15 protein-coding genes are annotated in these 23,564 nt (G+C 46.6%); 8 read left to right on the forward strand and 7 right to left on the reverse strand.

Annotated elements, in window-relative coordinates; genetic code table 11:
- Positions 1-120 precede the first annotated feature (120 nt).
- Positions 121-918: an oxygen-binding di-iron domain-containing protein gene (locus G367_RS0117570; RefSeq protein WP_020414475.1), complete on the reverse strand. Its 798-nt coding sequence runs from the start codon at positions 916-918 to the stop codon at positions 121-123.
- Positions 919-931: 13 nt separating this feature from the next.
- Positions 932-1,375 (reverse strand): pseudoazurin, encoded by a 444-nt coding sequence (locus tag G367_RS0117575; protein WP_020414476.1) that lies wholly within the window; start codon positions 1,373-1,375, stop codon positions 932-934.
- Between the two features lie 262 nt (positions 1,376-1,637).
- Between G367_RS0117575 and radA the strand changes: the two genes are divergently transcribed.
- A complete protein-coding gene (gene radA, locus G367_RS0117580; RefSeq protein ID WP_020414477.1) occupies positions 1,638-3,032 on the forward strand; it encodes a DNA repair protein RadA in 1,395 nt (464 codons plus the stop codon).
- Positions 3,033-3,162: 130 nt separating this feature from the next.
- Here radA and G367_RS24175 read toward each other — a convergent pair whose 3' ends face one another.
- Together G367_RS24175 and G367_RS24180 are read right to left on the reverse strand one after the other, a co-directional pair.
- Positions 3,163-4,263: a YHYH protein gene (locus tag G367_RS24175; RefSeq protein WP_020414478.1), complete on the reverse strand. Its 1,101-nt coding sequence runs from the start codon at positions 4,261-4,263 to the stop codon at positions 3,163-3,165.
- Positions 4,264-4,305: 42 nt separating this feature from the next.
- Positions 4,306-4,560: a hypothetical protein gene (locus tag G367_RS24180; protein ID WP_020414479.1), complete on the reverse strand. Its 255-nt coding sequence runs from the start codon at positions 4,558-4,560 to the stop codon at positions 4,306-4,308.
- Between the two features lie 635 nt (positions 4,561-5,195).
- Here G367_RS24180 and G367_RS25305 point away from each other — a divergent pair.
- Positions 5,196-6,011: an alpha/beta fold hydrolase gene (locus tag G367_RS25305; protein ID WP_020414481.1), complete on the forward strand. Its 816-nt coding sequence runs from the start codon at positions 5,196-5,198 to the stop codon at positions 6,009-6,011.
- Positions 6,012-6,067: 56 nt separating this feature from the next.
- Entirely contained in the window at positions 6,068-6,682 is a 615-nt protein-coding gene (gene cobO / locus G367_RS0117605; RefSeq protein WP_026305216.1) for a cob(I)yrinic acid a,c-diamide adenosyltransferase, read from the forward strand.
- 163 nt (positions 6,683-6,845) lie between these two features.
- Here the strand turns inward: cobO and G367_RS0117610 are convergent, their stop codons facing one another.
- Together G367_RS0117610 and G367_RS0117615 are read right to left on the reverse strand one after the other, a co-directional pair.
- On the reverse strand, positions 6,846-7,901 hold the full coding sequence (locus tag G367_RS0117610; protein ID WP_083922771.1) for a helix-turn-helix domain-containing protein: 1,056 nt from the start codon (positions 7,899-7,901) through the stop codon (positions 6,846-6,848).
- A 743-nt stretch (positions 7,902-8,644) separates the two neighbouring features.
- Entirely contained in the window at positions 8,645-10,246 is a 1,602-nt protein-coding gene (locus tag G367_RS0117615) for an AbgT family transporter (RefSeq protein ID WP_020414484.1), read from the reverse strand.
- A 331-nt stretch (positions 10,247-10,577) separates the two neighbouring features.
- Between G367_RS0117615 and G367_RS0117620 the strand changes: the two genes are divergently transcribed.
- Together G367_RS0117620 and G367_RS0117625 are read left to right on the forward strand one after the other, a co-directional pair.
- Entirely contained in the window at positions 10,578-11,279 is a 702-nt protein-coding gene (locus G367_RS0117620; RefSeq protein WP_020414485.1) for a GMP synthase, read from the forward strand.
- Between the two features lie 635 nt (positions 11,280-11,914).
- Positions 11,915-14,902, forward strand: coding sequence for a TonB-dependent receptor (locus G367_RS0117625; protein ID WP_020414486.1), 2,988 nt, complete (start codon positions 11,915-11,917; stop codon positions 14,900-14,902).
- 123 nt (positions 14,903-15,025) lie between these two features.
- Here the strand turns inward: G367_RS0117625 and G367_RS0117630 are convergent, their stop codons facing one another.
- Entirely contained in the window at positions 15,026-15,346 is a 321-nt protein-coding gene (locus G367_RS0117630) for a hypothetical protein (protein WP_020414487.1), read from the reverse strand.
- Positions 15,347-16,849: 1,503 nt separating this feature from the next.
- Between G367_RS0117630 and G367_RS0117645 the strand changes: the two genes are divergently transcribed.
- Genes G367_RS0117645 through G367_RS24195 form a run of 3 tightly spaced genes read left to right on the forward strand, consistent with a single transcriptional unit; the run spans position 16,850 to position 22,822 of the window.
- Positions 16,850-17,950, forward strand: coding sequence for an HlyD family secretion protein (locus G367_RS0117645; RefSeq protein WP_020414490.1), 1,101 nt, complete (start codon positions 16,850-16,852; stop codon positions 17,948-17,950).
- Positions 17,947-20,703, forward strand: coding sequence for an ATP-binding cassette domain-containing protein (locus G367_RS24190; protein ID WP_020414491.1), 2,757 nt, complete (start codon positions 17,947-17,949; stop codon positions 20,701-20,703). Before G367_RS0117645 ends, G367_RS24190 begins: the two co-directional genes overlap by 4 nt.
- On the forward strand, positions 20,693-22,822 hold the full coding sequence (locus G367_RS24195) for an ATP-binding cassette domain-containing protein (RefSeq protein ID WP_020414492.1): 2,130 nt from the start codon (positions 20,693-20,695) through the stop codon (positions 22,820-22,822). The genes G367_RS24190 and G367_RS24195 overlap by 11 nt, the downstream gene beginning before the upstream one ends.
- The last annotated feature ends 742 nt before the right edge of the window (positions 22,823-23,564 follow it).

Raw genomic sequence — 23,564 nt, forward strand, 5'->3', positions numbered from 1 at the left:
AATAAGTACAGGGACGCAGTGTATGAGCTGACACTTAGGGGCGCAACAGTGACCGGGGTGTTGGTTAATGAGGTGAAACACTGGTGGCGTTGCAGGCGCCACCAGTCAATATCTCTGGGTTCAGGACTTGCCGAGGGGCAGGCGGAAATCTTGATGGCGCAATAGATCTGGGCCGCACTCCAGCTTCTCCAGCCAACCTAGGAATCGGTTTTTGGTTTCGTCCGAGGAGAAATAGCCGCCGTGCTGAGGCACGATCATAGACGGGTTTAATTCACGCACCATCTTGGCCCAAAGCCGGCAGGCCCAATTGCCTCCCATATAGCGCTGGTGAAAACCTTCCATTGATGGGATATGTGTGTCGAAATCTAACACCTCTCCCTCTTCGCCACCGAGGGAGGCACCAATATCTCCGGAAAACAGGATACGGCTAACCGGATCATAGAAGCTGAAATTGCCACATGAATGCAGAAAGTGAGCGGGCAGGGCCCAGATTTCACTATCGGCAAAAGGCAGTACTTCGCCTTTATCATTGAGCGGTACTATGCGGTCCTGCCATTTCTCACTGCCCGCCCGAGAGGCTACGAAGCCAGATACTAAATGTGGCAAGAAGCGCGACCAAAGTTTTGATACTGCCACCTTACAGCGGGAATGCAGCATCCAGCGCGGCAACGAGGCGATAATATCCGGATCCTGGTGTGAGGCCAGAATGTATTCAAGATCGCTCAGGTTAAGGTGGCGGCTGAGCTCGATAGTCAGGGGTGTATAGGTTAGATCGCCGCCGGGATCAATGAGCGCTCCCTTGGTACCGCGGCGAATTACAAACTGGTTGGCCTGAACGCCGTCGCTGCCATTCTGCTCATTGACCAGATCGCAGAAACGCGCAACCAGGTGGTGGCCTTTTTCAAATAGGATGTCCACGCCGCGGCTCTCCTTATTTCACCAAGCCGAGGTACTGTTGCAGTCGCTCCTTATTTACAGCAATACGATCATTCATCCCTTCGGCGTGTTTCTTGGCCTCCTCAAGGTTGCCGGCTTCGCCGACCTGAATTACCCCAACCATACCCAGTGGTAGATGTGGGTCACACTGGTATAGGTAAACACCCTCTTTGTTCAGGGTTACAGTCACTTTTTCCCCCATAGTGCCGTTCCAGGAAGCGCCCTCTGCTGGGGAAAATACGGAGCGGGTGTTGTGGGCCATATCAGTGGGAAGAAAAGTTACTGTGTCGCCCAAGGCAACGCTTAGGAAGGCTGGTTCAAAAGTCATCATGCCATCCTTGCCCTGGTTCAACATTTTAACTTCGTGGTCTGCTGCCAGGGCGGAGGTCGAGGCCAAGGCGAGCGCTAGAATTGCGCCGCGAAGAGAAATAGACGACATGCTTACTTCCTGTTTGGTGATTGGTCAGTGTGAATGAATGCCTCCCCATTAGTGGGTACAGGCAGCGGCGGATATTATCTCGGTGGAGACCCAGGGAATTGATCTAGATCAATCGCGTAGACGGCGTAGATTAAGGAAGTAAGTGCCATTGCGTTGGACCGATACAGGTGAGTCATTTATGTCTGCTCAGCGCTGCCCGTTGTTCCCTGATAAGGGGTAAACTGTACGCCAAATTATTCGGGCAACTGTTCGGGAGATAACCTTGGCCGCAAAACGCAAAACTGCCTATGTATGTAATGAATGTGGTGCGGACTACACCAAATGGGCAGGGCAGTGCAGTGCCTGTGGTACTTGGAATAGCCTTTCAGAGGTACGGCTTGGGCCTGAACATAAGGACAGCCGTGCAGCCAATTTTACCGATGCGCAGAGCGGCTATGCCGGCACTGCTGGTGCTGGCAAGGTGCAAAAGCTCTCGGAAATTGACCTGAGCGAATTACCGCGAATTCCCACTTCCGCCTCTGAGTTAGATCGTGTGCTGGGCGGGGGTCTGGTGCCGGGCTCGGTAGTGCTGATTGGTGGACACCCCGGAGCCGGTAAATCCACGGTACTACTACAAACTCTGTGTCATTTGGCTATCTCCATGCCAGCGTTGTATATCACCGGGGAGGAGTCCTTACAGCAGGTGGCTATGCGGGCCAAGCGCCTGGGCTTGCCTACAGACTCCCTGCAACTACTTAGCGAAACTGATGTAGAGCGCATCTGCCTGGCGGCCAGGGAGGTGAATCCGCAAGTGATGGTGGTGGACTCCATCCAGGTCATGCATATGAGCGATGTACAGTCCGCACCAGGCTCGGTAGCTCAGGTACGGGAGAGTGCAGCCTACCTGACCCGCTACGCCAAGCAAACCGGCACGGCACTGATTCTTGTGGGCCACGTCACGAAAGATGGCAGCCTCGCCGGCCCCAAAGTACTGGAGCATATTATCGATTGCTCCATTTTACTTGAAGGTACTCACGACTCCCGTTTCCGCACTTTGCGCGCGCACAAAAATCGATTTGGTGCGGTCAATGAGCTGGGGGTGTTCGCTATGACCGAACAGGGTCTTAAAGAAGTCTCCAACCCCTCCGCTATTTTTTTGCAGCGCGCAGAGGAAATCGCCGCGGGTTCGGTGGTAACTTCTGTTTGGGAGGGTACTCGCCCACTTTTGGTGGAGTTGCAGGCGTTAGTGGATGACAGCAGTTTGGGTAATCCGCGCCGTGTGGCGGTGGGGCTCGACCAAAACCGTTTGAACATGTTGTTGGCAGTGCTGCACCGACATGGTGGTGTATTGGTGGGCGACCAGGACGTATTTATCAATGTGGTAGGTGGGGTTAAGGTCATGGAAACCAGTGCTGATCTGACTTTGTTATTGGCTGTGGTTTCCAGTTTCCGTAACCGCGTTCTGCCCCGAGATTTGGTGGTGTTCGGTGAAGTGGGCCTGTCTGGCGAGATTCGACCTGTGCCTTCAGGCCAGGAGCGTTTGCGTGAAGCGGCCAAGCACGGTTTCCGCAAGGCGATAGTGCCCGCCGCAAACCGCTTAAAAAATGATATCGAGGGGATGGAAATGCACTCGGTAAAAACTCTGGCGGAAGCCCTTTCCGTTATAGATATGAGCTGAAACTGCTAAATTTTTTCAGCAAATCATTGTAATTTGTTGTTTGAGGAGAAACTGCTGTTGATTCAACTGTTACCCGGTTAGCGATCGCCTTTAAACGTATTGTTTAAATAAATTGGCAGGTTTGGTTGAGTCAGCCGAATCTCCTTCCCGCTCCTCTGTCGCGGGGTGTTCTCTGTGGGCCCCGGCGAAAATCTTCTGAAGGCGTACCCTTGTAGCAGCGCGGAATAATTGGCCATTCTTCAGTGAGGAAGTAGGCGTAGGTGCCCTCGGGAAAGTTGGGGGAGCGCACGAAACGGCCGTTGCACTCATCAAGGGAGCCTGAGCCTTCCACATACTCGTAGTCAGCTACGAAAGTACCATCATAGTAACCGCCTGGCTGATTGCTGCCAGCAGGACGCTGCCCAGCTTTCACTTGATAACTGGACCGCATTTTTGCGATACCGGATTCACTATTTTGGCCATCTTGAAAACCGTACAAGGCATAAATTGGGAAGCCATCTGCAGCCCAACCAATTAGCGGTGAGTGGTGCTCAGAGGTTACTTGCAAGCGTGCCAGAAGTCCGGTCGGCAGGCCGTGGTAGTGGTAGGCTCCGCTAGGCTGCACATGCGCAAAGTTATCATCCACACCTAAGGAGACTGCACCTGATAACGCTTCATATCGCCAAGGGCCACGATTACCCAGATACCATTCTGCTGCACTTGGATCAAAAGGCACACCGTTAATGCCGATGCCGAAATTCTGCAGTGTGACGGGTGTGACTTGTGCTGCCACTTTGGGGGTGGCTGGAATTCTGTATTTATAGCGCTGGGTTTCAATTCTGTGTGGATTACCTGCGTTGGGAAAAGCGCCTGTTTTATGGGTTGAGATACCATTGGCTTCAATCACTCTCCAGGGGCCCTGCACAGACACCGTCACCACACTGGAGGCGATAGGCGTACGATTTGCAGGAACAGTGCTTTGCAACCCATCTGACTGTATTGCTAGGTGTTTGCGAGTGGGAGGTCTGCCTGCAATACGGTCTTTGGAGGGGGCCTGGGCAATATTCAATCTCTCCGGTAGGCAGATGAGTGTCTGGGACTCTGTTAAGTTAAAACACTGGCCAATACTATGCCCGACAGCACAACTGGCACCGGGAGTGAGGCTATGGCAGGCTTCAGTTGCTGTTTCTGGTAAATGACCTAGAGCAGTCGGGGCAACAAAGACAAGAGTTAGTAATAACCACTTTTTCATACGACAACCTAAAACTGCACGGCCCCTGACAGATCGGAAAATTTATTCGGAATCCGCTTCTTTGTCCCTGCGCGGTCTGTGGCCCTCCATTTTTGCCGGTACGCAGACCAGTTGCTCTTCCCTGGGAGGGATACGGCAAGTGCCTTCCAATGTACCTCGTGGAGTTTCAACGGTGCAGGAATCCCCTTCCGACATTTCATTACATGCATCAAAGGCCTCCTGAGGCGGTTTGCGAGGTTGTGCCGTTGCTGTAGAGGCGATGGCTAGCATAGCGATGGGAATCAGAATTTTATTCACAGTGCTCTCCTTTTTGGATTCGACTGAGTGGATTGTTGCTATCAGTATTTCATAACTGGTGTGGAGCCTTATCTTGGGAAGGAGGCTTTTTTCACTAACCGATGAGAGCCAACATAGTTCAGGAATGCGTAAGGAATGTGGAATTTATGTAAAGAAATGTGGAAGTAAGCAAGGGCGCTGGTACCAGGTAGAGCTTCATGTTTAACCGCGTGTTTGACCGGCCTGTTCATTATGGTCGGACTGTCGCGCTATCATACTTGCTGTTGCTTTGTTACCCAGTAGTGGATGTTTCACTTTATTTGGGTAAAGGAGGCTCGTTAATATTTTTGAAACAGAATCCAGTCTGTCTTTATAGTGGCCAGCCATTTCACGTCGCAGTAAAAGTGGAAAGTCTCACATCGGCTTCATTACCGATTCTGGTGTGTATATGGTGGAGAGCAGGTAAATTTATAAAAATGAGGTGAAGTGGTTTATAGCTGCTATTTCAGGCCTTTCTTCCTTTTCACCCGGAAAAGGTGCCATTTCCCTATTTATTGGGATTAAGGTGAATCTCTTTGTCACTCACTTTCTGCTGCTGAACTATACCTTTGTAGTTATTCTTACTACAGCTATCTGGTATTTGATGGTGGAACTGTATGTCGGTATTTAGCCAGGATGGCGTGAGCCTGTACTTTGAGCTTCGCGGGAATGGTCCTCGCCTGGTATTCCATCCCGGTACTCTCAGTGATCTCAGAGTACATCCGACTGTATTTGATTCTCCATTGGCACGACATTTTGAAATACTGAGTTTTGATCCACGAGGAATTGGGCAATCCAATTCTCCCGATGCGTCTCCTACGATGTTTGACTATGCCCAGGATCTCAAGCGTTTAATGGAGCATATAGGTTGGCAGGATGCACTGTTTATTGGCGAATCTTTTGGTGGAATGGTATTGCAGGAGTTTGCGCTTCTCTATCCACAAGCTGTGCAGAGACTCGTTTTGATAGTCACCAGTTCTGGGGGGCCGGGAGGAGCTTCATTTCCTCTCCATAAATATGATATCGAAGCAATGAACGTCGAGGAAAAAGTTAACTTTTTCATCTCGGCTGGAGATAGCCGTATGCCGAGTTCCAATAATGAACAAATAGAAACGGCGCTCTACACACCTCTGCGGAATTACTACAAGCAAGTTTGTGAGATTTCTATAAATAAGCCGGAAGGGGCTTTATGCCGTTCTCGACAGCTCCAGGCAAGAAAGGGACATGATACCTTTGAACGCTTGCCTGAGCTCAGGGTTGGGACACTTATTTGTGGTGGTCGCTATGACAGAATCGCTCCTTTTGAAAACCAGAAGGCTTTATTCCAGCAAATAAATGAATCTCGCCTGGGAATTTTTGAAGGTGGGCATCATGTACTATGGCAGGACACTTTGATTTGGGGTTTCATTTTGAGTTTTCTTAAGTTGACTTAAATATTGCTATCAATTTGTTTACATAGTTATGTGCCTAAATATTTATTGGTTTTTTTATGAGCTCTAAATTTCAGGATGAAAGTAGACAATACAAGGAGCGTATGCGGAATCGCAAGCAGATCGTTGATGAGACGGTATCTAGAGCGCAGGATGAGCGTGGAACTGTAATTTTATATACTGGTGATGGTAAAGGTAAAACCACAGCAGCTATGGGGTTGGTAACAAGGGCTCTGGGTTATGCTTTCTCTACGGTGGTCATACAGTTTATAAAAGGTACTTGGGAGTGCGGGGAGAAGAATTTATTGATGGGATCTTCCCGCCCTTTGCAGTGGTACCAGATGGGTACGGACTTTACCTGGGAAACCCAGAACTTTGATGCAGATAAGGCCGCAGCACAAGCGCTATGGGAGAAGGGGTTGATGGCCATGCGTGATGAAAGCGTGTACTTGGTTGTTTTGGATGAATTGACCTATGCATTAAATTTTCACTGGCTGGATAAGGCTGAAGTATTGGCAGCTATACGGGATCGCCCCAAGGAACAGTCAGTTATTATTACCGGCCGTGGAGCTAAACAATATTTGAGGGATATTGCGGATACCGTTAGTGAAATGCGCGCGGAAAAGCATGCCTTTGCTAGTGGTCTCGCAGCACGTAAAGGTATTGAATGGTAATGAAGCAACTGCAGGCATAGGCCTAAACCTTGCGGGTAAGGATTGAGCCAACTGGTTTTGATTATTAGCACCTACTGATTATATATTTACAGCTTAATGCGCTGAGGCCGACAGGGTGATGTTATCACAATAAGCACCCTGCCATTTTTGGTGAAGGGTCCAATTACTCGGTTTCTGCTACTTCTCTGGCAGCGATGCTGGCTATCATTTGGCGTCTCACACGCATCGGCGTGGTTCCAAACCAACGATAACAGGCGCGGTTGAAAGAGCTCTGCTCACGGTATCCCAACATATTGGATATCTGTGACATGGGCGGCTGTTTGGTACTCAAGTAGTATTCGGCACGCTCACGGCGAATGCGATCCAGTAAATCTTCAAATACGAGATTGCGGTCACGCAGCCTCCTTTGCAGGGTGCGCTTGTGCATGCCAAGTTGGTTAGCAACTTCTTGCAGGCTGCAACGCTTCAGCGGCATCAGGCAATAAATAAGCTGCTGCACTTGCTCTATCAGACTGGCTTCCCCCTGTTGTAGGAGCTCTTCAATATATGTCTTTAGCAGTGGACGTAGGCTCGGGTTACACTTTTCAGTGGGGTGTAATAGGGAGCTACTGCTCAGGATAAGTGCATCTTTTTCCCGCCCAAAGTGTATCGGGACACCGAAGAAATTTTCATACTGGTCATGCAGGGGGCGCTCTGTTTGCAGATGCACGGCTTCCAATTGGAAGTTTTCTCCGCAAAGATTCTGTAATGCGACCATGGAGACCCCGAGGAGAAATTCTCGGCACTGTTCCAGGTCAAAAGCGGGGGCTCCCCGCTCCTCTGTTTGGAGGTCGTCTATGCAATAAAAATAAAGATATGTGTGTTTGCCTTTTTTCTGAAGTTCCACACGCAGGTTATAGGGTGGCTCTCCGAGCTGCCTAATTGCTGCGTTGAGGAACTCCCCCAAAGTTAGGGACTGCAGTACCGCTGCTCCCAGCGATCCCAATGCAGCCGCCCCCTGGCTGTAAGCAAGGCGCAGTCCAAAATCTGCACAGTTGAGTTGATGCGTAGCTCTGTTCATCAGGTCGTTTACGGATCTCAAGGGTAGGTAACCCTCAAGGCTTTCAACTTGCTGGGGATTTATTCGGGCATTTATTAGCAAGGCCTCAGGGCTGCCATTAAATTGGCTCACCAACTCATAAAAGCCCGTTAACAGCGTAGTTCTTATTTGTTGAGTCAATTTCTTAGAATCCTGTATACCACTCGGATAAATGACGTTATGAACTTGTTCCGAGTTAAATAATTCAATCTGGCGTTAGTGAAACGACTGTTAGCAGAACCCAGGGATAATAAAAAACGGAGCCTTGTGGCACGTTATTTATGGTTTTCTTCTAAGGGTTATTACTGTGTCTGTTATAAGGACAATCTTGTCGGCGGAAGTCTGCTCTGTTTTGACGTCCGGATATGTCAATGGATGGATGGGCAATAACAGTCACTGCCTTATAAGAATAAGGTCAGTGCAGGGCACAACCATGGTGCTCATCCTGAGCGGATAGTGAATGATAGTTCGATCAGGGCAAGGCGCTGGTGGCGATAATCCGCGTATTGATCTCCGCTTAACGTTATTACAAGTATCTATATTACTTGTTTTTTTTAGGTCTTTTGAAGACTGTTAATCGATATGTGGATTTAAACCTTGTCGCCTAATGAAAAAAAATACCCGTATGCTTGGTCATTTAAGAAAAATATTCCTTAAATTCTTATAAATGCATTTTTTGTTTTATGGCGACTAAGCGATTGGGAATAATAGTTTTTCAGAAAAATTTGTCAGAAATCGATTTTCGTTAAATATGTTCTCTGCAAGAAGCCTTGCCCGCCCGAAATTGGGACATACGTACTTTCTTTGGTGGCTGTAGTTAGGATTAGGACAAAGGGTTGTAAAAAAAAAAGAGCCCGCATAGGGCGGGCTCTGGAGTGTATGGTTTAGCCGCCGTAATAGGTTGCGGCTCCTGGACCAACAGGGAGGCCCAGGGCAAAAACCCAAATGTAGAAGAGGGCAGTCCAACCGATAAAGAAGAAAATAGAGTAGGGGATCATAGTGGCGATCAAGGTGCCCATGCCTAGGTCTTTTTTGTAGCGGGCGGCGAAGGTGATGATTAGGCCAAAGTAGCTCATCATTGGCGTAATCACATTTGTCACAGAGTCACCGATACGATAGGCCGCTTGAATAACTTCGGGGGCATAACCGAGCAGCATCAACATGGGTACAAAGATCGGGGCGGTTACAGCCCATTGGGCAGATGCGCTACCGAGCATCAGATTTACAAAACCGCACATCATGATGAAGAACAGGAACAGCAGTGGCCCGGTCAGGCCAATGCTCTGTAAAGCGTCGGCGCCCAGTACAGCAAAGATAGTACCGAGATTGGTGACTTTAAAGAAGGCAACAAATTGTGCTGCGAAGAACACCAGCACGATATACATGCCCATGCTATTCATGCTCTTGGCCATGGCATCGATCACATCGCGGTCATTCTTCATGGTGCCAACCACTTTGCCGTAAACAAAGCCAGGGATGGCGAAGAAGACGAGGATCAGGGATACAATACCTTTCAGGAATGGGGAGCCGGCTACCAAGCCGGTTTCCGGGTTACGCAGAACTCCCCACTCAGGTACAACAGAAAGAGCAAATAGAGCGGAAACGGCTAAGACAGCGAGACCCGCGTATTTAAGTCCCCGTTTCTCGTCATCGGTCAAAGTGCCCAGCTTGTCCTGGCTTAAATCTACCGAAGCTTCATTTGGGTCATACTTACCCAGCTTGGGTTCTACGATTGCCATTGTGACCCAGCTGCCGACAAGGGTAATCAGGAAAGTACTGACGATCATAAAGAACCAGTTTACTTCCGGACCGACGCTGTAGGTCGGGTCAATCATATGGGCTGCTGATTCTGTTATGCCTGAGAGTAGTGGGTCCACAGTGCCCAGTAATAGGTTGGCGCTGTAACCACCAGAGACGCCGGCAAAAGCAGCAGCCAAACCCGCCAGGGGATGACGGCCCAGGGAGTGGAAGATCATGGCTGCCAGAGGGATCAGCACAACATATCCGAGTTCTGAGGCGGTGTTAGAGATAATACCGGCGAAGACCACGATCACTGTGACAGTACGCTTGGAAGCCTGCAATACCAAGCCGCGTACTGCGGCACTCAGCAGGCCTGAATGCTCAGCAATCCCTACTCCGAGAAGAGCGACCAATACTGTTCCAAGAGGGGCAAAGCCGGTGAAGTTTTTCACCAGGCTGGTGACGATCATCCTAAGGCCGTCACCGCTCATCAAGTTGAAGACTTCAATGACTCCATCTGGGTCACGGCCAGCTGCGCCCACAGGGCGGGGATCGGCGACGGACAGGCCAAAGTAGGAAGCTATGCCACTAAGCACTACCACCCCAACGGCAAAAAGTGCAAACAGGGTAATGGGGTGGGGAAGCAGATTACCAAGCCACTCCACTACATCTAGGAAGCGAGTAAAAGCCGTCTTGCGCCCAGGCGAACTATCCTGCTGATCGCTGGGGGAGGTCGTTGTGGTCATTGTTTGTCCTCAATCATTTTGGTGTCGGCTGCTCCTAATTGCCTCTGGAGCGTCCGTTAGCCGAATAATTGGCTGAAAAATGTGCTAAGGCGCGATCATACACAAAAGTCCTTTGGGTAAGAATGCCTGAGGGGGGAATGTTCCCTACGGGTGGATCGGTAATCACCAGTCAGATATACACTGGGGAGGGTGTTTTAAAGAAACGGCACCTCTATTTCGGTCACCAAAACTGTGAGTTTGTGACAGTCTTTTAACAGGTCAGCTTAAGAGACCTGTCATTCTTGAATATGCCATAATCCCAACACTCAGCAGTCAACTCAGCGGTGAAATAATGAAAATTGGAGTGTTAAAGACCGACGATGTGCGCAAGGAGCTGGTGGGCGAATTCGGCGAGTATCCGGAGATGTTTGCCGAGCTATTGCGCAGTCAGGATTCAGGGTTGGAGTTCGCTACCTACGAGGTACAGCACGGTCAATACCCGGAGCAGATAGATGAAGTAGATGCATATCTGATCACTGGTAGTAAAACCGGTGTTTATGATGATAAAGAGTGGATTCCGCCGCTGATGCAATTTGTGCGCAAGTTACACGATGTAAAGAAGCCCACTATTGGCATTTGCTTTGGACACCAGCTGATTGCTCAGGCTCTGGGAGGAAGAACCCGCAAGTCTGACAAAGGTTGGGGATTGGGAGTGCATACCTATGAGATGCAGGAAACTCCCTCCTGGATGTCTGAGCCGCTGAATAACTTTAGTTTGTTGGTTACCCACCAGGATCAAGTTGAAGCGCTTCCCCCGGGCGGCCGTGTGCTGGCTTCCAGCGATTTTTGCCCTATGGCTATGTTGCAAGTGGATGACCATATGCTCAGCTTTCAGGCTCACCCAGAGTTTACAAAGCCCTATTCCAATAGCTTGATGGAGTTGCGCCGGGAAGCTTTCGGCGAAGAAGTTGTGCAGAAGGGGCAGGCTTCTTTACAAAATGATATCCATGAGAATGTCGTTGCCAAGTGGATGTTGGAGTTCTTGCGCAAATAATATATTTCAAGAGGGCGGGTTTCTCGTCCTCTTATCTTGCCTCTTCATCACTTTAACCCTACCGCAGAATTTTTTATTTTCATCAGTCTTGGTCAAGATATATATCCTTTGATTGCAAAATCAAATTTGGGTTTTGAATAAGAAGATATTGTGTAAGCAACCTTGCCAGTAATGTATTGATTTTGATGTAAATAATAATTTTTTAATTTGATAAGAAATAATCATTTTTAATTTGTGGTGATTGTTAGGGTTTTCATATCAAGCTTATAAATTCCAGAGTCTTTTTAATTTTTCTGGGACAAATTACATTTTCAGTTATCTATTTTATTTGGTTATTGAGTGGTTAGCACGTTCTTGGCGTGATTCTCTCTGATTTCTAACAAATGCAGAGCTAAAGAGATTGTTTTACAAAATATGAAGGAATAATGTGTGTCTCAGTCTCTTCAAAGTGGACGTTTGCTTTTGATCCCATTTTAGGATTTCTATGGGTCGGATGAGTTTATAACTGGTTGTTTAGAAGGAGTGGAACGTCTACTTGGTTTGATATTGGAGGCTGTGGTAGCGGGGTAGATATTTTGAGCCTGATATAAAAGCCGATAAATTATAAATAAACTGACAATAAAAAGGGTGGCTTTATGACCTTATTCAAGAAGACAATAGTAGCTGCATCTATTAGCCTGTCGATTTTGGGCAGTCAAGCCATAGCTGCAGGAAATGTTAATGGAACGATTGATGGTTCAATTTTAGGACATAATGGAGCTGAGATAACTGACGCCACCATTATTATCGAGAATGAGAAAAATGGATTTAAAAGAACAATATCTACTGGGGTGAATGGGGATTTCAGAGTTAACCTTCCCAGTGGGGCCTATAAAGTTACGGTGCAAAAACGTGGTTATCAACCTACGGTTATTGAGAAGGTTTTAGTCTCGATTGGTAGTTCGGCCAGCTTGGATATACCTTTGTCACTGGGTGATCTTGAAGAGGTTGTAGTCTTTGGGGAGGTAGCTCCGCAAATACGTAGGGGAACAGCGGAATCCTCACTTAATATTGGGTTGGCTGATATAGAGATGCTGCCTGTTTCTCGTAACATTGAATCGGTAGCTTTGTTGGCGCCTGGGACAGTTCTGGGGGATTCCGGCTTTGGGGAAGATAAGGATCTGATTTCTTTTGGTGGCGCCTCTGTAGGGGAAAATGCATATTATATTGATGGTCTCAATGTTACAAATTTCCGAAATGGACTTGGTGGTTCTTCAGTCCCCTTTGAATTTTATGATCAGTTTCAAATAAAAACTGGGGGATATAGCGCTGAATTTGGTCGTTCACTTGGTGGGGTACTGAATGCTGTTACTAAAAGGGGAGGTAATGAATTTGAATATGGAGTGGTTGCTTATTACGAGCCTGCGGACCTTCGCTCAACTAGTCCTAATACAATATCCACTGATGGCACTCTTTATGATTTAAATTCCGAAAACGAAAAATCAAGATATACGACTGACTATTATGTCAGTGGGCCGATAGTTCCTGATAAACTATTTTTCTATGCCTTATATGAGCAACAGGAAACGATTGAAGAATTTACAACAAGGGCTGATCCGGGTACTTTCAATGATAGAGAGATTGGTGATGATTTCTGGGGAGTAAATTTAACCTGGAATATTACTGATAATCATATATTTTCCTACGTACATTTCTCAGATGAGCGCACCAGAGAGAACAGGCAATTAAACTATGACCCTTACAATAAGGATGATCAAGGATATAAAGGTACAGTATGGGATGAGCGAGGAGGAGAAAACTGGCTTGTTCGATACGACGGGCAAATAACTGATAACTTTAGTGTATCACTTCTCCATGGTGAGAATGAATATTCCCTAACCACTACGAGCACTACCGATACAGAATGCCCATATGTTGTTGATACAAGTGATGGAGCAATACCGGGGAATTCTTCTACATTTCCTGGCTGTGAGGCTAGTGCCAGGCCTCAAACTGGTGGTGATGAGCGCGTTGCTGATCGTATAGATTTTGAATGGGTCTTAGGGGATCACACCTTACGATTTGGTTATGATCAAGAAAATAACTCCTCAAGTTCTGCAGAAACTTATTCGGGTACTGGGTTGCGAGCAGATGGAGGTGTCTACTATAGATATTATACTTTTACGCCAGGTGCAGAACTATCAAATGGGGGGATCGTTCCCGATATTCATGGGGATGGATCAGATGTCCACATTGTTCGATATCGCCTGGGGGAAGTGTCAGGTGACTTTGAAGTGGAGTCTAAAGCATTTTACATTGAGGATACTTGGGATATCACTGACACCCTTACTATAAGTGCAGGGCTTCGCAATGAGACCTTTTCTAATTATAACGGTGAGGGAGATGTATTTATTGAAATTGATGATCAGTGGGCGCCCAGGCTAAGCTTTTCTTGGGACCCCTTTGGCGATGGTGAATCTCGTTTGTTTGGTAATTGGGGGCGGTACTTTATGCCGATTGCCTCAAATACCAATGTGCGTTTGTCTGGTGGTGAATTAGGGATACAGCGCTACTTTATATTTGATGGGGATTATGACCCCGTCACTGTTGCTCCATCTAATGTAGGTACCGATGGTATCCCTCTCTCTGAAGAAATAGGCTCCACTCAGATAACTTCCAGTGGCGAAGTTCCTGATAGCGCGCAGCTATCGGATCGGGATCTAGAGCCGATGTATCAGGATGAAATTATTTTTGGTTATGAAAAGGTTTTAAACAGTGATTGGACTGTTGGGTTAAAGGCCACTTACCGTGATTTGAAATCCCATATTGATGATGTGAGTATTGATCATGCTGTTGATGCTCTGGGTTATGAGCATACTGGAGATGCTCATGGATATGTACTAGCTAATCCAGGTAATGATATTACTATACCTTATGATAGGTACGGAACTGGCGAGCTGGAGATGACAACTTTTCCTGCAGAGCTATTAGCTTACCCTGAGGCAAAACGAAAATATAAAGAGTTGGAGGTCTCGACCAAGCGAGGATTTGATGGGGTCTGGGGAATCAGTGCGAGCTATACCTGGTCTGAAAGTAAGGGGAATACTGAGGGTTATGTAAAGTCAGATAATGCACAAGATGATGCGGGAATAACTCAAGACTTCGATTTCCCTGAGTTAATGGATGGAGCCGATGGCTTTCTTCCTAATGATCGTACCCATAAGTTTAAAATATATGGTAATTATCAAATAATGGAAAGCCTACTCTTAGGGGTCAATCTACTTTGGCAATCAGGGCGACCTATTAACTCTTTTGGTGCGGGGCATCCTAATGGAACTCCTTCCTATGGGGATACTTATTATCTCACGGATTCCGATGGTAATTTGATAAAAGCAGAGCGTGGCAGTAGTGGACGAACTGGTTGGGTTAAACAAATAGATTTATCATTGGTTTATACTACTCGAATTGGTTTAGCTGATCTAGAATTAAGAGCTGAAATTTTTAACCTTCTGGATGCAGATGCTGAGACTGAAGTATATGAATTTGCCGAATTGAGTCCAGGGATTGCTGATCCGAATTGGGGTATCAATCAGGTTTATCAAACTCCTCGTTACTTACGTTTTGGAGCAAGTGCGCGCTTTTAAAATAAGAGGAGTATTTTTAGTAGGGGCTGTCTTCAGCTGAAGAGGAGGCGGCCTCTGATGTTGCTATTTATAGTTTTGGCTGATTGTTAATTTTTTCTAATGGTTATTTTTGTGGTCAAAATGTTAGTTGATTCCCGACATTAAGTCTTCATCAAACAATAAAATTCTTACTGTGATAGGATCTTCGATTTGAAAAATCCTTCTTGCTGTTTCATCAATCCGGATAGCAAGTTTTTGCAATATTTCATGTGTGCGTGCAGGCTTTTTACTGCATATTATTTCGATATAACAGCCAGCGGGTTCTACATAATTTGATTCAACCACCGCTGTAACTGCATGCTCTCCTTTGGCTTCAAGCCCCTCGATAAGAATTTCATTAAATATGGCTGGCACAGAATCTGGAACCAGTTTTGAGGACTCTATAAATATCTTGCAGCTGGGCATGTGCTTCTACCAGAAAGGGTGATGTTGATTAGATGCTTTAAGCTGATATAACTTCATGACTGGCTAGCCGATAGATACATTTCTCAATAATTCTCAATATGAAAATCTCAGCTGATTACATTATAGCTGTTGACCTTGAATGCTGCTTTGGCGCTCTCGGAAAAAGAAGAGGGTATCGAACAGGTGAGAATATAGGTGTTAAAAAAGCATGGCTATAGGCTTAGTAAAAGACTGCTAACAATGTCAGGATTAGTAATAGGGGCGCTATGGCCTGTGGTGATTTCTATCATTTGCCAGCCAGCCAGCCAGCCAGCCAGCTTTTTGCCCATGTTCGACTTTGTGCGCGAGAGGAGTGTACAGGATTTGTACAAGTAACATATACGCAGCCCAGATCTTTCCGGCTTACTTAGATGTATTGGGTCAAGATAGATTTTTACCGGATGGGGAGTCAGGTGGCGCTCAACCCAGGCTATATCCTTGGGTTTTATAATATTAAATGACTGGGCAGGTATGGTTAGGAAACACTCAGTACCCCTTGCCAGCTTAGCTTGGGCCAGCCTCATAGCCCGGTTCGGATCTGGTCACTGTTCATAGAAGCAGTGCCCATTATGGGCAACTGCTGCATCTAGGTAGCTTAGCTTTTTATGCGCTTCCTGACTCTGTCTGCCTCAGCTGTACCAGTAATACAGGCAAAGCTATGGCCAACCAAGATGATATTGTCAAGCTCCTCCCATTCAATGACGCTGACTATATATTCAATAAAAGTTTCGATACCAATACCGGGGTGGATTAGATGGTGCTTTTCATCCAAACCTGTCGGGGTAGAGCTGAAGGTGCGGTGTCAAGTTGCGACCAGCCTTTGGGCAACCCGCCACCAGCACCAGCCACCATGGAATAGCCCGTGTACTAACGCATAGGTTTTTTTGCTCTAAAGATTCCATGACGATTAATTTAGTGAGGTGTAAAAAATATACGTGTTTTTCTGTTCTATCGATTTCATTTATGTATTGGTTGGGGAGAAATTGTTCGAGTAGGGGAGCGGCATACAAGTTAGGAAAATGACTGTAAGGTTAGGTATTAATAGGCTGCTTTAGATTAAAAATATAAAAGTAAGTTATGTTTTTTAATTTCTAACTTTAATAACAGTTCTTCAGTAGGTCGTCTCTATAAGAAATTTTTAGAATTTTACTAGTTGATAAATGTGAATTTATTTTTGTGCAATGTTGGATTTTTGATCATATAGGCAAGAAAGACAGCGATAAGTTAGTTGAATAGTTCAATATTTATCGAATTTGACTATCTGTTATAGGGCATTTAGATTTGGTTCCGCGATAAACAGCCAAAGGCTGTACGCATATAAAGGTGAAATATAAATAGTACTGGCCATAGTTGGTACAAATTAGGTGAATCGCATTGCCAACCCCCTTCATTAATACAACTCGATCTATCTCTGCGGATACTTTTTACTCGTTAGCATGGGCTACAGCTCTTGGTATATCGCTGATGGTGGCTTGGATAGTTTGGTTTCTGACAAAAGATATCACTACATACAGCGTTAGTGATCAAGCCAGGCTTGAGCAGGAGCAAAATACCGTACATGTGAGCACCCAAAGAACAGGGAGAGTAGTGTCTATCCAGGCTTCTCTGGGGGATATCCTCAAAAGGGGAGATATATTGGTACAGCTTGATACTGCTGCGTATGATCTTGATTTGGATGGGAATAATAAAATTTCCCAGAGCCTTGCAATACAGCTTGAGGCGATCGGGCGGGAACAAACCCTTCTGGATAAAAAGTTTGAAAAAGATAATAAAGCTCTCAACGGGCAGTTAAAACTCATTCGCCAGCAGTACCAACTTCAGATAAGTAATCAGAGGATACAGGCTGATGTGGCAGATCGTTATGAGCGATTATTGAAAAAACAGCAAAGCTCTGAATTGGATTATTTGGCAGCAAAGCGAACTTACCAGCAAATGGCTATGGCAACTCTGGCTTCAGAAGCCCAAATTGAGGCGACCGTTGATCGGTCTGAGGAAATTGCCAGTGAATATCAACTTGCTCTTAGTGGGTTAAAGCAGCGTCGGGCGGATATTCAAAGTAAGCTTGCAGAGGTGGATACCCGCATACAGCGGAGTAACTTGGCTGTGGATGAGCAACAGTTACGTGCTCCAATTTCGGGTAAGCTCGCTTCTTTAGCGGATATTCGTGAGGGAGAGGTTCTGGTTGCTGGCCAACAGATTGCCACAATGCAAGCAAAAGGCATGATTAGCGTGCAAGCCTTTTTTCCTCCGGCCATGGCTTTAGGGCATATTCGTGAAGGGCAAAGTGCCCGGGTTAAACTAGATGGCTTTTCCTGGGCGCGCTATGGGCAGCTTCATGCTCGTGTAGAGAGGGTTGCCAGTGCTGTTCATGGAGATCGAATTTTGGTCGAGCTATCTCTTCAAGGCGAAGTGCCCCAACAACTACCATTAATGCATGACCTGCCCGCGAGAGTAGAAGTTGCTACCGGGATAAAAACTCCTTATCAACTGCTACTACAGCGAGTTGGAGATATGTTGACAGGGGAGCCAGATAGTAAGCTAAACAATGCGAGGTTTTCTCAGTGAGGCAGAAAATCCGCTGGCTAGTACCTGAAATTGTACAGACATCTAATATGGACTGTGGTCCGGCATCTCTGAAAAGCCTGTTGGAGGGGTTTGGAGTCAATGTCCACTATGGCCACTTGCGCGATGCTTGCCAGACCGATGTGGATGGTACTTCTATAAATACGCTGGAAAAAATTGCTGTTGAATTAGGATTAGATGCGGCTCAAATGGTCGTACCAAAAGACCACTTGCTAATGGATATTCCTGGTTATTTACCTGGGCTGGTGGTTGTGCGTTTACCTAATGGGAATACTCATTTTGTTGTTGCCTGGCGTAATCACGGTAGTGTTATACAGGTAATGGACCCAGCCAGTGGCCGACGTTGGCCCAATGTTCATCGCTTCCTCGAAGAATTGCATATTCATACTATGCGTGTTCCCCCCCAGGGGTGGCGCGCCTGGGCGGGAGGAGATGACTTTATGAATCCCCTTCGCACAAGAATAGTTCGCTTAAAAATTTCCGAATCACTCTGTGCGAAGTTTTGTCAGTTTGCACTGAAGTCAGACAGTTGGCTACCTTTAGCGTTTCTTGATGCATCTGTCCGTATGATGACCGCCCTGGTGTCCTCCGGGGCATTACGCAGAGGAAGCGAAGTTAGTGGGATACTACAAAAGCTGGTGGATGAATTTTCTGAAAGCTCTGCTGATGCTTTTAATTTGGTGCCAGAGAGTTATTGGTGTGCCCGTCCTCATTGTCCACCTGGTACTGACTTAAATACACCTTTCGAACAGTTTCCAGAACAATTGGAGTTCAGCGGTGCAGTAATAGTAAGTGTTAAAGGCTTACGTAAAGATGCTGAAGTGAAACCAAGCTCTGAGAACTTATCCAGAGCTTTAGAGGAGCCTCCTGTTCGTCCATTGCAGGAGCTGTTTGGAATGTTGCGGGATGATGGCTTACTCGCTCCACTCATAGTTATCCTGGCGATGATGGGAGCCGTATTTGGCTTAATGGCCGAAGCGTTGCTCTTTCGGGGGCTGATCGATATCCATAGTGAGCTGGGTACTGAAATACAGCGGACGGGTACTGTGGTGCTATTGCTGGGTTTTATGTTGACTGTAGTTCTCATTCAGTATCCTGCAGCAAAGATTCAACTGATGATTGGGAGGCACTTGGAAAACCGTTTTCGTATGCGTTTTCTCACAGCATTGCCGCGTATCCCGGATCACTTTTTTCAGAGTCGCCCAACTTCAGATACTGCCGAGCGCAGTCACCGTATTAGTGCATTACGAGAACTCCCTGTGCTGGGAGGTGGTATTCTTTTTAAAGTAGTTTCTTTGTTTGCTACGGCTGCTGGAATTATATGGATTGCGCCGACTGCTGCGCCGCTTGTAATTCTGATGGTCGCTGTCCAGGTATTGATTCCCCTGGTGTTCCAGCCTTTACTTAACGATCATCACATGCGTGTCCAGACACATGCGGGTGCCTTAGCTCGATTTTATATGGATGCGCTCTTAGGGCTTGTTCCGATTCGAACTCATGGTGCTGCCGAGTCAGTGCGCAAAGAGCATGGGAGCTTACTTACCGAGTGGGTGAAGTCCAGTTATCTTTCTCTGCGTTTGCAATTAAACAGCCAGGCGGTGCAGATGATTATAAATTGTGTACTTGTCTGTACCCTGGTGGCTTACTGCATCCAAGTTCGTGGAGCGAGCCCTGATCTATTGCTATTGATTTATTGGGTTTTAGCCCTTCCACCTCTGGGAGAAGATATTGCCGTATTAATGCGGGAGTATCCAAGACAGCGAAATACTTTACTGCGCGCCTTAGAACCTTTACTGGCGGTTAATGATAAAACAGAGGAAGGAGTAACGGATGACAATGAGAAAGAAGAGAGCTTTTGCCTGACGCAACCGGCACATTTCTGCTTCGAAAATGTCAGTGTCCAGGTCAGCGGTCGCACCATTCTTGATAGTATTAACCTGAATATTGTTCCAGGAGAACATGCCGCTATCGTTGGTGAGTCCGGCGCGGGAAAGTCCAGTCTTGCTGGCCTTTTGTTAGGGTGGCATAAACCTTCCAGTGGACAGTTGCTCTTGAATGGCTTGAAACTGCAAGGCCAGCTTCTGGCTCAATTTCGCATGCATTGTACTTGGGTAGACCCCGCTATCCAGCTTTGGAATAGTAGCCTCCTTGATAACCTGAATTACGGCAACAGCCCTAATAAATCCTTGTATCCAATTCTTGAGCAGTCGGATCTACTCAAGCTAGTGGCTTCGCTGTCAGATGGATTACAAAGTACCCTTGGCGAAAGTGGTGCACTTGTTAGCGGTGGAGAAGGCCAACGCGTACGCCTGGGGCGAGCCCTGGGAAAGGAAAACCCCTGTTGCGTAATCTTGGATGAGCCTTTTCGAGGTTTGGATCGTGAACAGCGTCAGCGACTTCTTGGGCGTGTGCGACAAATTTGGAAAGATACCACTTTGATCTGCATTACCCACGATATTTCTGAGACGCAGGATTTTCCCCGTGTGCTGGTAGTAAAGGATGGGCGTATTATAGAGGACGGCGCACCTAAAAAGCTGAAATCCCGTAGGGACTCCCACTATGCGCGGTTAGTAGTTTCTGAACAAAAGGCATGGGAAGAGTGTTGGCAGAGTAGTGATTGGCGCTACTTGCGCATGGCTGCAGGAAGCCTGTCAGAGGTAGAAAGGCCCATTAAGAAAGAGGAGCTGATACAGCCAAAAGAAAGGCAGTCCGAGGAGGTGGTCCATGAATTCTGAAATTTCAAGCGACAAACTCCGCTCCCGTTGTTGGCCTGCCTCTCAACTAGATTCTGCCTTACAGGCGTTAGCCCGGCATTGTGGATTGGAGCCGGAAATACTGGATTACTCTTCAACAGATAATGAGTTGGACACGAACACTCGTCTACAAGCGAGTGCGGAAGCTCTAGATATACAGGTCGAGCAAGTTAGTTGTAGTTATAGCGAGTTGAGCCAGATGTTGTTACAGGCTTCACCTGCATTGGTTCGCTTAAATTTTGGTGAGGGTGAGTATTTTGCCGCCTTATGTGGGGGGAATCGCCGTCAATTGCGTTTACTTACCCCAACGTTGCAAGTGGTTCAAAATTCTCTTAGTCAGGTGGAGGCCCAGTTCAGTCATAGACAAGTGACCTTCCAGCGTGAGCGTATAGCGCGTTTACTTGATGGTATTAATATTGGGGAGCGACGACGCGCGCGTGCGACCGAGGCTCTACTTAAAGAGAATCTGGCAGGGGTGCGCATTGAAGGTTGCTGGTTACTGCGCCAGCCTGCACATCGCTCTGTTTGGAAACAGTTACGCTTGCGAAGCCAGCACTGGCAATTTTTAGGCATGCTGGCCTGCCACGCAACACAAATGGTTTTTTTCTTGGCCAGCTGGTGGGTCATTGGACGTGCCGTATTGGGTGGCTATATCGATACGGGCTGGCTTGTTGCCTGGATATTGTTGATGGCTTCTCAAGTTCCTCTGTCATTGTTTACCTTACATCTACGCGGTTCTATATCGATAGAAAGCGGAGCACTCCTAAAACGACGATTACTTGCTAGCGCCCTGCGTATCAACCCAGACCGTTTGCGCCATATGGGCACTGGCCAAGTATTAGGGCGTGTTTATGATGCAGAAAATATTGAGTCTAACGCGTTACAGGGAAGTTTCCTTTTGGTGTTAGGGGCTACAGAGCTACTTATGGCTGTCTTTGTATTGTTGATAGGTGCAGGAGGGCATATATATCTATTGCTTTTGCCTTTGTTTTTCATTGTGGCGATTGTCCTGGGGAGTGCCCAGTACCAAAGTCGTCGCAGCTGGGTTGTCCAGCGGCTATCAATGACAGATCGCTTAATTGAAAAGATGTTGGGTCATCGCACTCGCCTTGCCCAGCAAGCTCCGGTGGATTGGCATCGTGGTGAAGATCGGGAGCTGAGTAATTACCTACAAGCTTCTACAGACGTAGATAGTACCATGGTGCGCTTAGTAGCTCTTTTACCGCGCATGTGGCTCTTATTTGGGGTAGTGGGATTGTTACCGGTATTCATTAGTGGTGATGTGAGTAGTGCTCAGCTAGCAGTGGCCTTTGGTGGTGTGCTACTCGGCTACCGTGCAGTGCTTAAATGTATGAGTGGTTTCACCAGTGCTCTGAGTGCCCTTTTAGCTTGGGAAAACGTACGAAAGCTATTTGCCCTTGAAATACCACAACCACACACTTTGTTTCGGACCGTGCAAGCAAATAGTGTGAAAAGGCTTACAGCTAATCAACCTTTCATTTCCATGAAGGATTTGTGTTTCAGCTATTCTGGAAAAGGCAGGTCAATACTGGCCGGATGTACACTGAATATATATTCTGGGGATCGTATATTACTGCAAGGCGCTTCAGGGTCAGGAAAATCTACTTTAGCGAATATTATTACAGGTATCCATGAGCCAAGTGACGGACTGATGTTATTAAATGGGTACGATAGAGCCAGTTTTGGTTTGAATGAATGGCGTCGAATCGTAGCTTCCTCCCCTCAGTTCCATGAAAATCATGTACTTGGTGACTCGTTCCTATTTAATTTGTTGATGGGGAATGAGTGGCCACCAACGCAAGAGAGTTTGCGAAAGGCCTATGCAGTTTGTGATGAGTTGGGCCTGACTCCCCTGTTAAATAAAATGCCTGCGGGGATACTGCAGACCGTAGGAGAGATGGGATGGAAGTTGTCACATGGGGAGATGAGTCGGTTGTTTATTGCTCGAGCTTTGTTACAGGATGCCGAGCTGGTTATACTGGATGAAAGCTTGGCTGCTCTAGATCCTGGTAACTTACGTAAAGTGATAAACTGTATAAAAAAATATTCGAATACATTAGTTGTGATCGCTCACCCATAATTATCGATTAACATTGGCCTAAAAAGCTAAATTCGAGTTAAGCTTGCTATAGTCCATTGTTCAGTAATGAATGATGGCAACTTTGACAAATTAAAGAGTAAAAGGAGATATGATATGCATAGTCAGACAGATATAAAAGCTGGTCCAGAGGCAAGTCCAGAGCCGCCAACAGATCAGGTTTAGAATATTTAGCAGTTTTAGGGTTAGAGGCTTAGCTTTCGGTCCGTACCATTTGTGTATCGGTACATGGTTATGCCTCTAACCAATTGTAATTTAATGTCAATTCCTAGATGGAGTATAATAATGCTTTTTGAAACTGATATCCAAGCTGGTCCTGAGGCTATACCAGAGCCCCCTCCCAATTAGGGAAGTAACTGCGGTTCAAATTAAAGTTTGCCATATGAGACTTATGTTCAGGCTTTTTGGTGTGTTCAGCGGCATCACAGTGCTGTCACAACATCTCTAGTCTAGGTTTCTGACTTTGTGGATGACTTTTAAAGATGTCTTAATTCTAAGTTAGACCTAAGTGATCAATGCACTTTGAATTAAGTGTTTCTTCATGGCGTTTAGCTTGCCGATGCGACTGAATACTCGTTGAAGTTCCTTCGGTCGCCAATATAATTTTTGGATTTATTGCAGTTTTTATATATTAACCATATTTTCTTGCCGACAAGGTCTTTCTCTTGGTGTTTCTGCTGACTCTACATTAAATTTTAATTAAAGGTAAATTTTTAGGTTCGGT

This window comes from Microbulbifer variabilis ATCC 700307, from assembly GCF_000380565.1.
Taxonomy (GTDB): domain Bacteria; phylum Pseudomonadota; class Gammaproteobacteria; order Pseudomonadales; family Cellvibrionaceae; genus Microbulbifer; species Microbulbifer variabilis.

What these genes read in the sequence shown, in the direction of transcription:
- G367_RS0117575 (WP_020414476.1), bottom strand. Translation starts at nt 1,375, where the DNA reads ATGTCGTCTATTTCTCTTCGCGGCGCAATTCTAGCGCTCGCCTTGGCC.
- G367_RS24175 (WP_020414478.1), bottom strand. Translation starts at nt 4,263, where the DNA reads ATGAAAAAGTGGTTATTACTAACTCTTGTCTTTGTTGCCCCGACTGCT.
- G367_RS25305 (WP_020414481.1), top strand. Translation starts at nt 5,196, where the DNA reads ATGTCGGTATTTAGCCAGGATGGCGTGAGCCTGTACTTTGAGCTTCGC.
- cobO (WP_026305216.1), top strand. Translation starts at nt 6,068, where the DNA reads ATGAGCTCTAAATTTCAGGATGAAAGTAGACAATACAAGGAGCGTATG.
- G367_RS0117615 (WP_020414484.1), bottom strand. Translation starts at nt 10,246, where the DNA reads ATGACCACAACGACCTCCCCCAGCGATCAGCAGGATAGTTCGCCTGGG.
- G367_RS0117620 (WP_020414485.1), top strand. Translation starts at nt 10,578, where the DNA reads ATGAAAATTGGAGTGTTAAAGACCGACGATGTGCGCAAGGAGCTGGTG.
- G367_RS0117625 (WP_020414486.1), top strand. Translation starts at nt 11,915, where the DNA reads ATGACCTTATTCAAGAAGACAATAGTAGCTGCATCTATTAGCCTGTCG.
- G367_RS0117630 (WP_020414487.1), bottom strand. Translation starts at nt 15,346, where the DNA reads ATGCCCAGCTGCAAGATATTTATAGAGTCCTCAAAACTGGTTCCAGAT.
- G367_RS0117645 (WP_020414490.1), top strand. Translation starts at nt 16,850, where the DNA reads ATGGTGGCTTGGATAGTTTGGTTTCTGACAAAAGATATCACTACATAC.
- G367_RS24195 (WP_020414492.1), top strand. Translation starts at nt 20,693, where the DNA reads ATGAATTCTGAAATTTCAAGCGACAAACTCCGCTCCCGTTGTTGGCCT.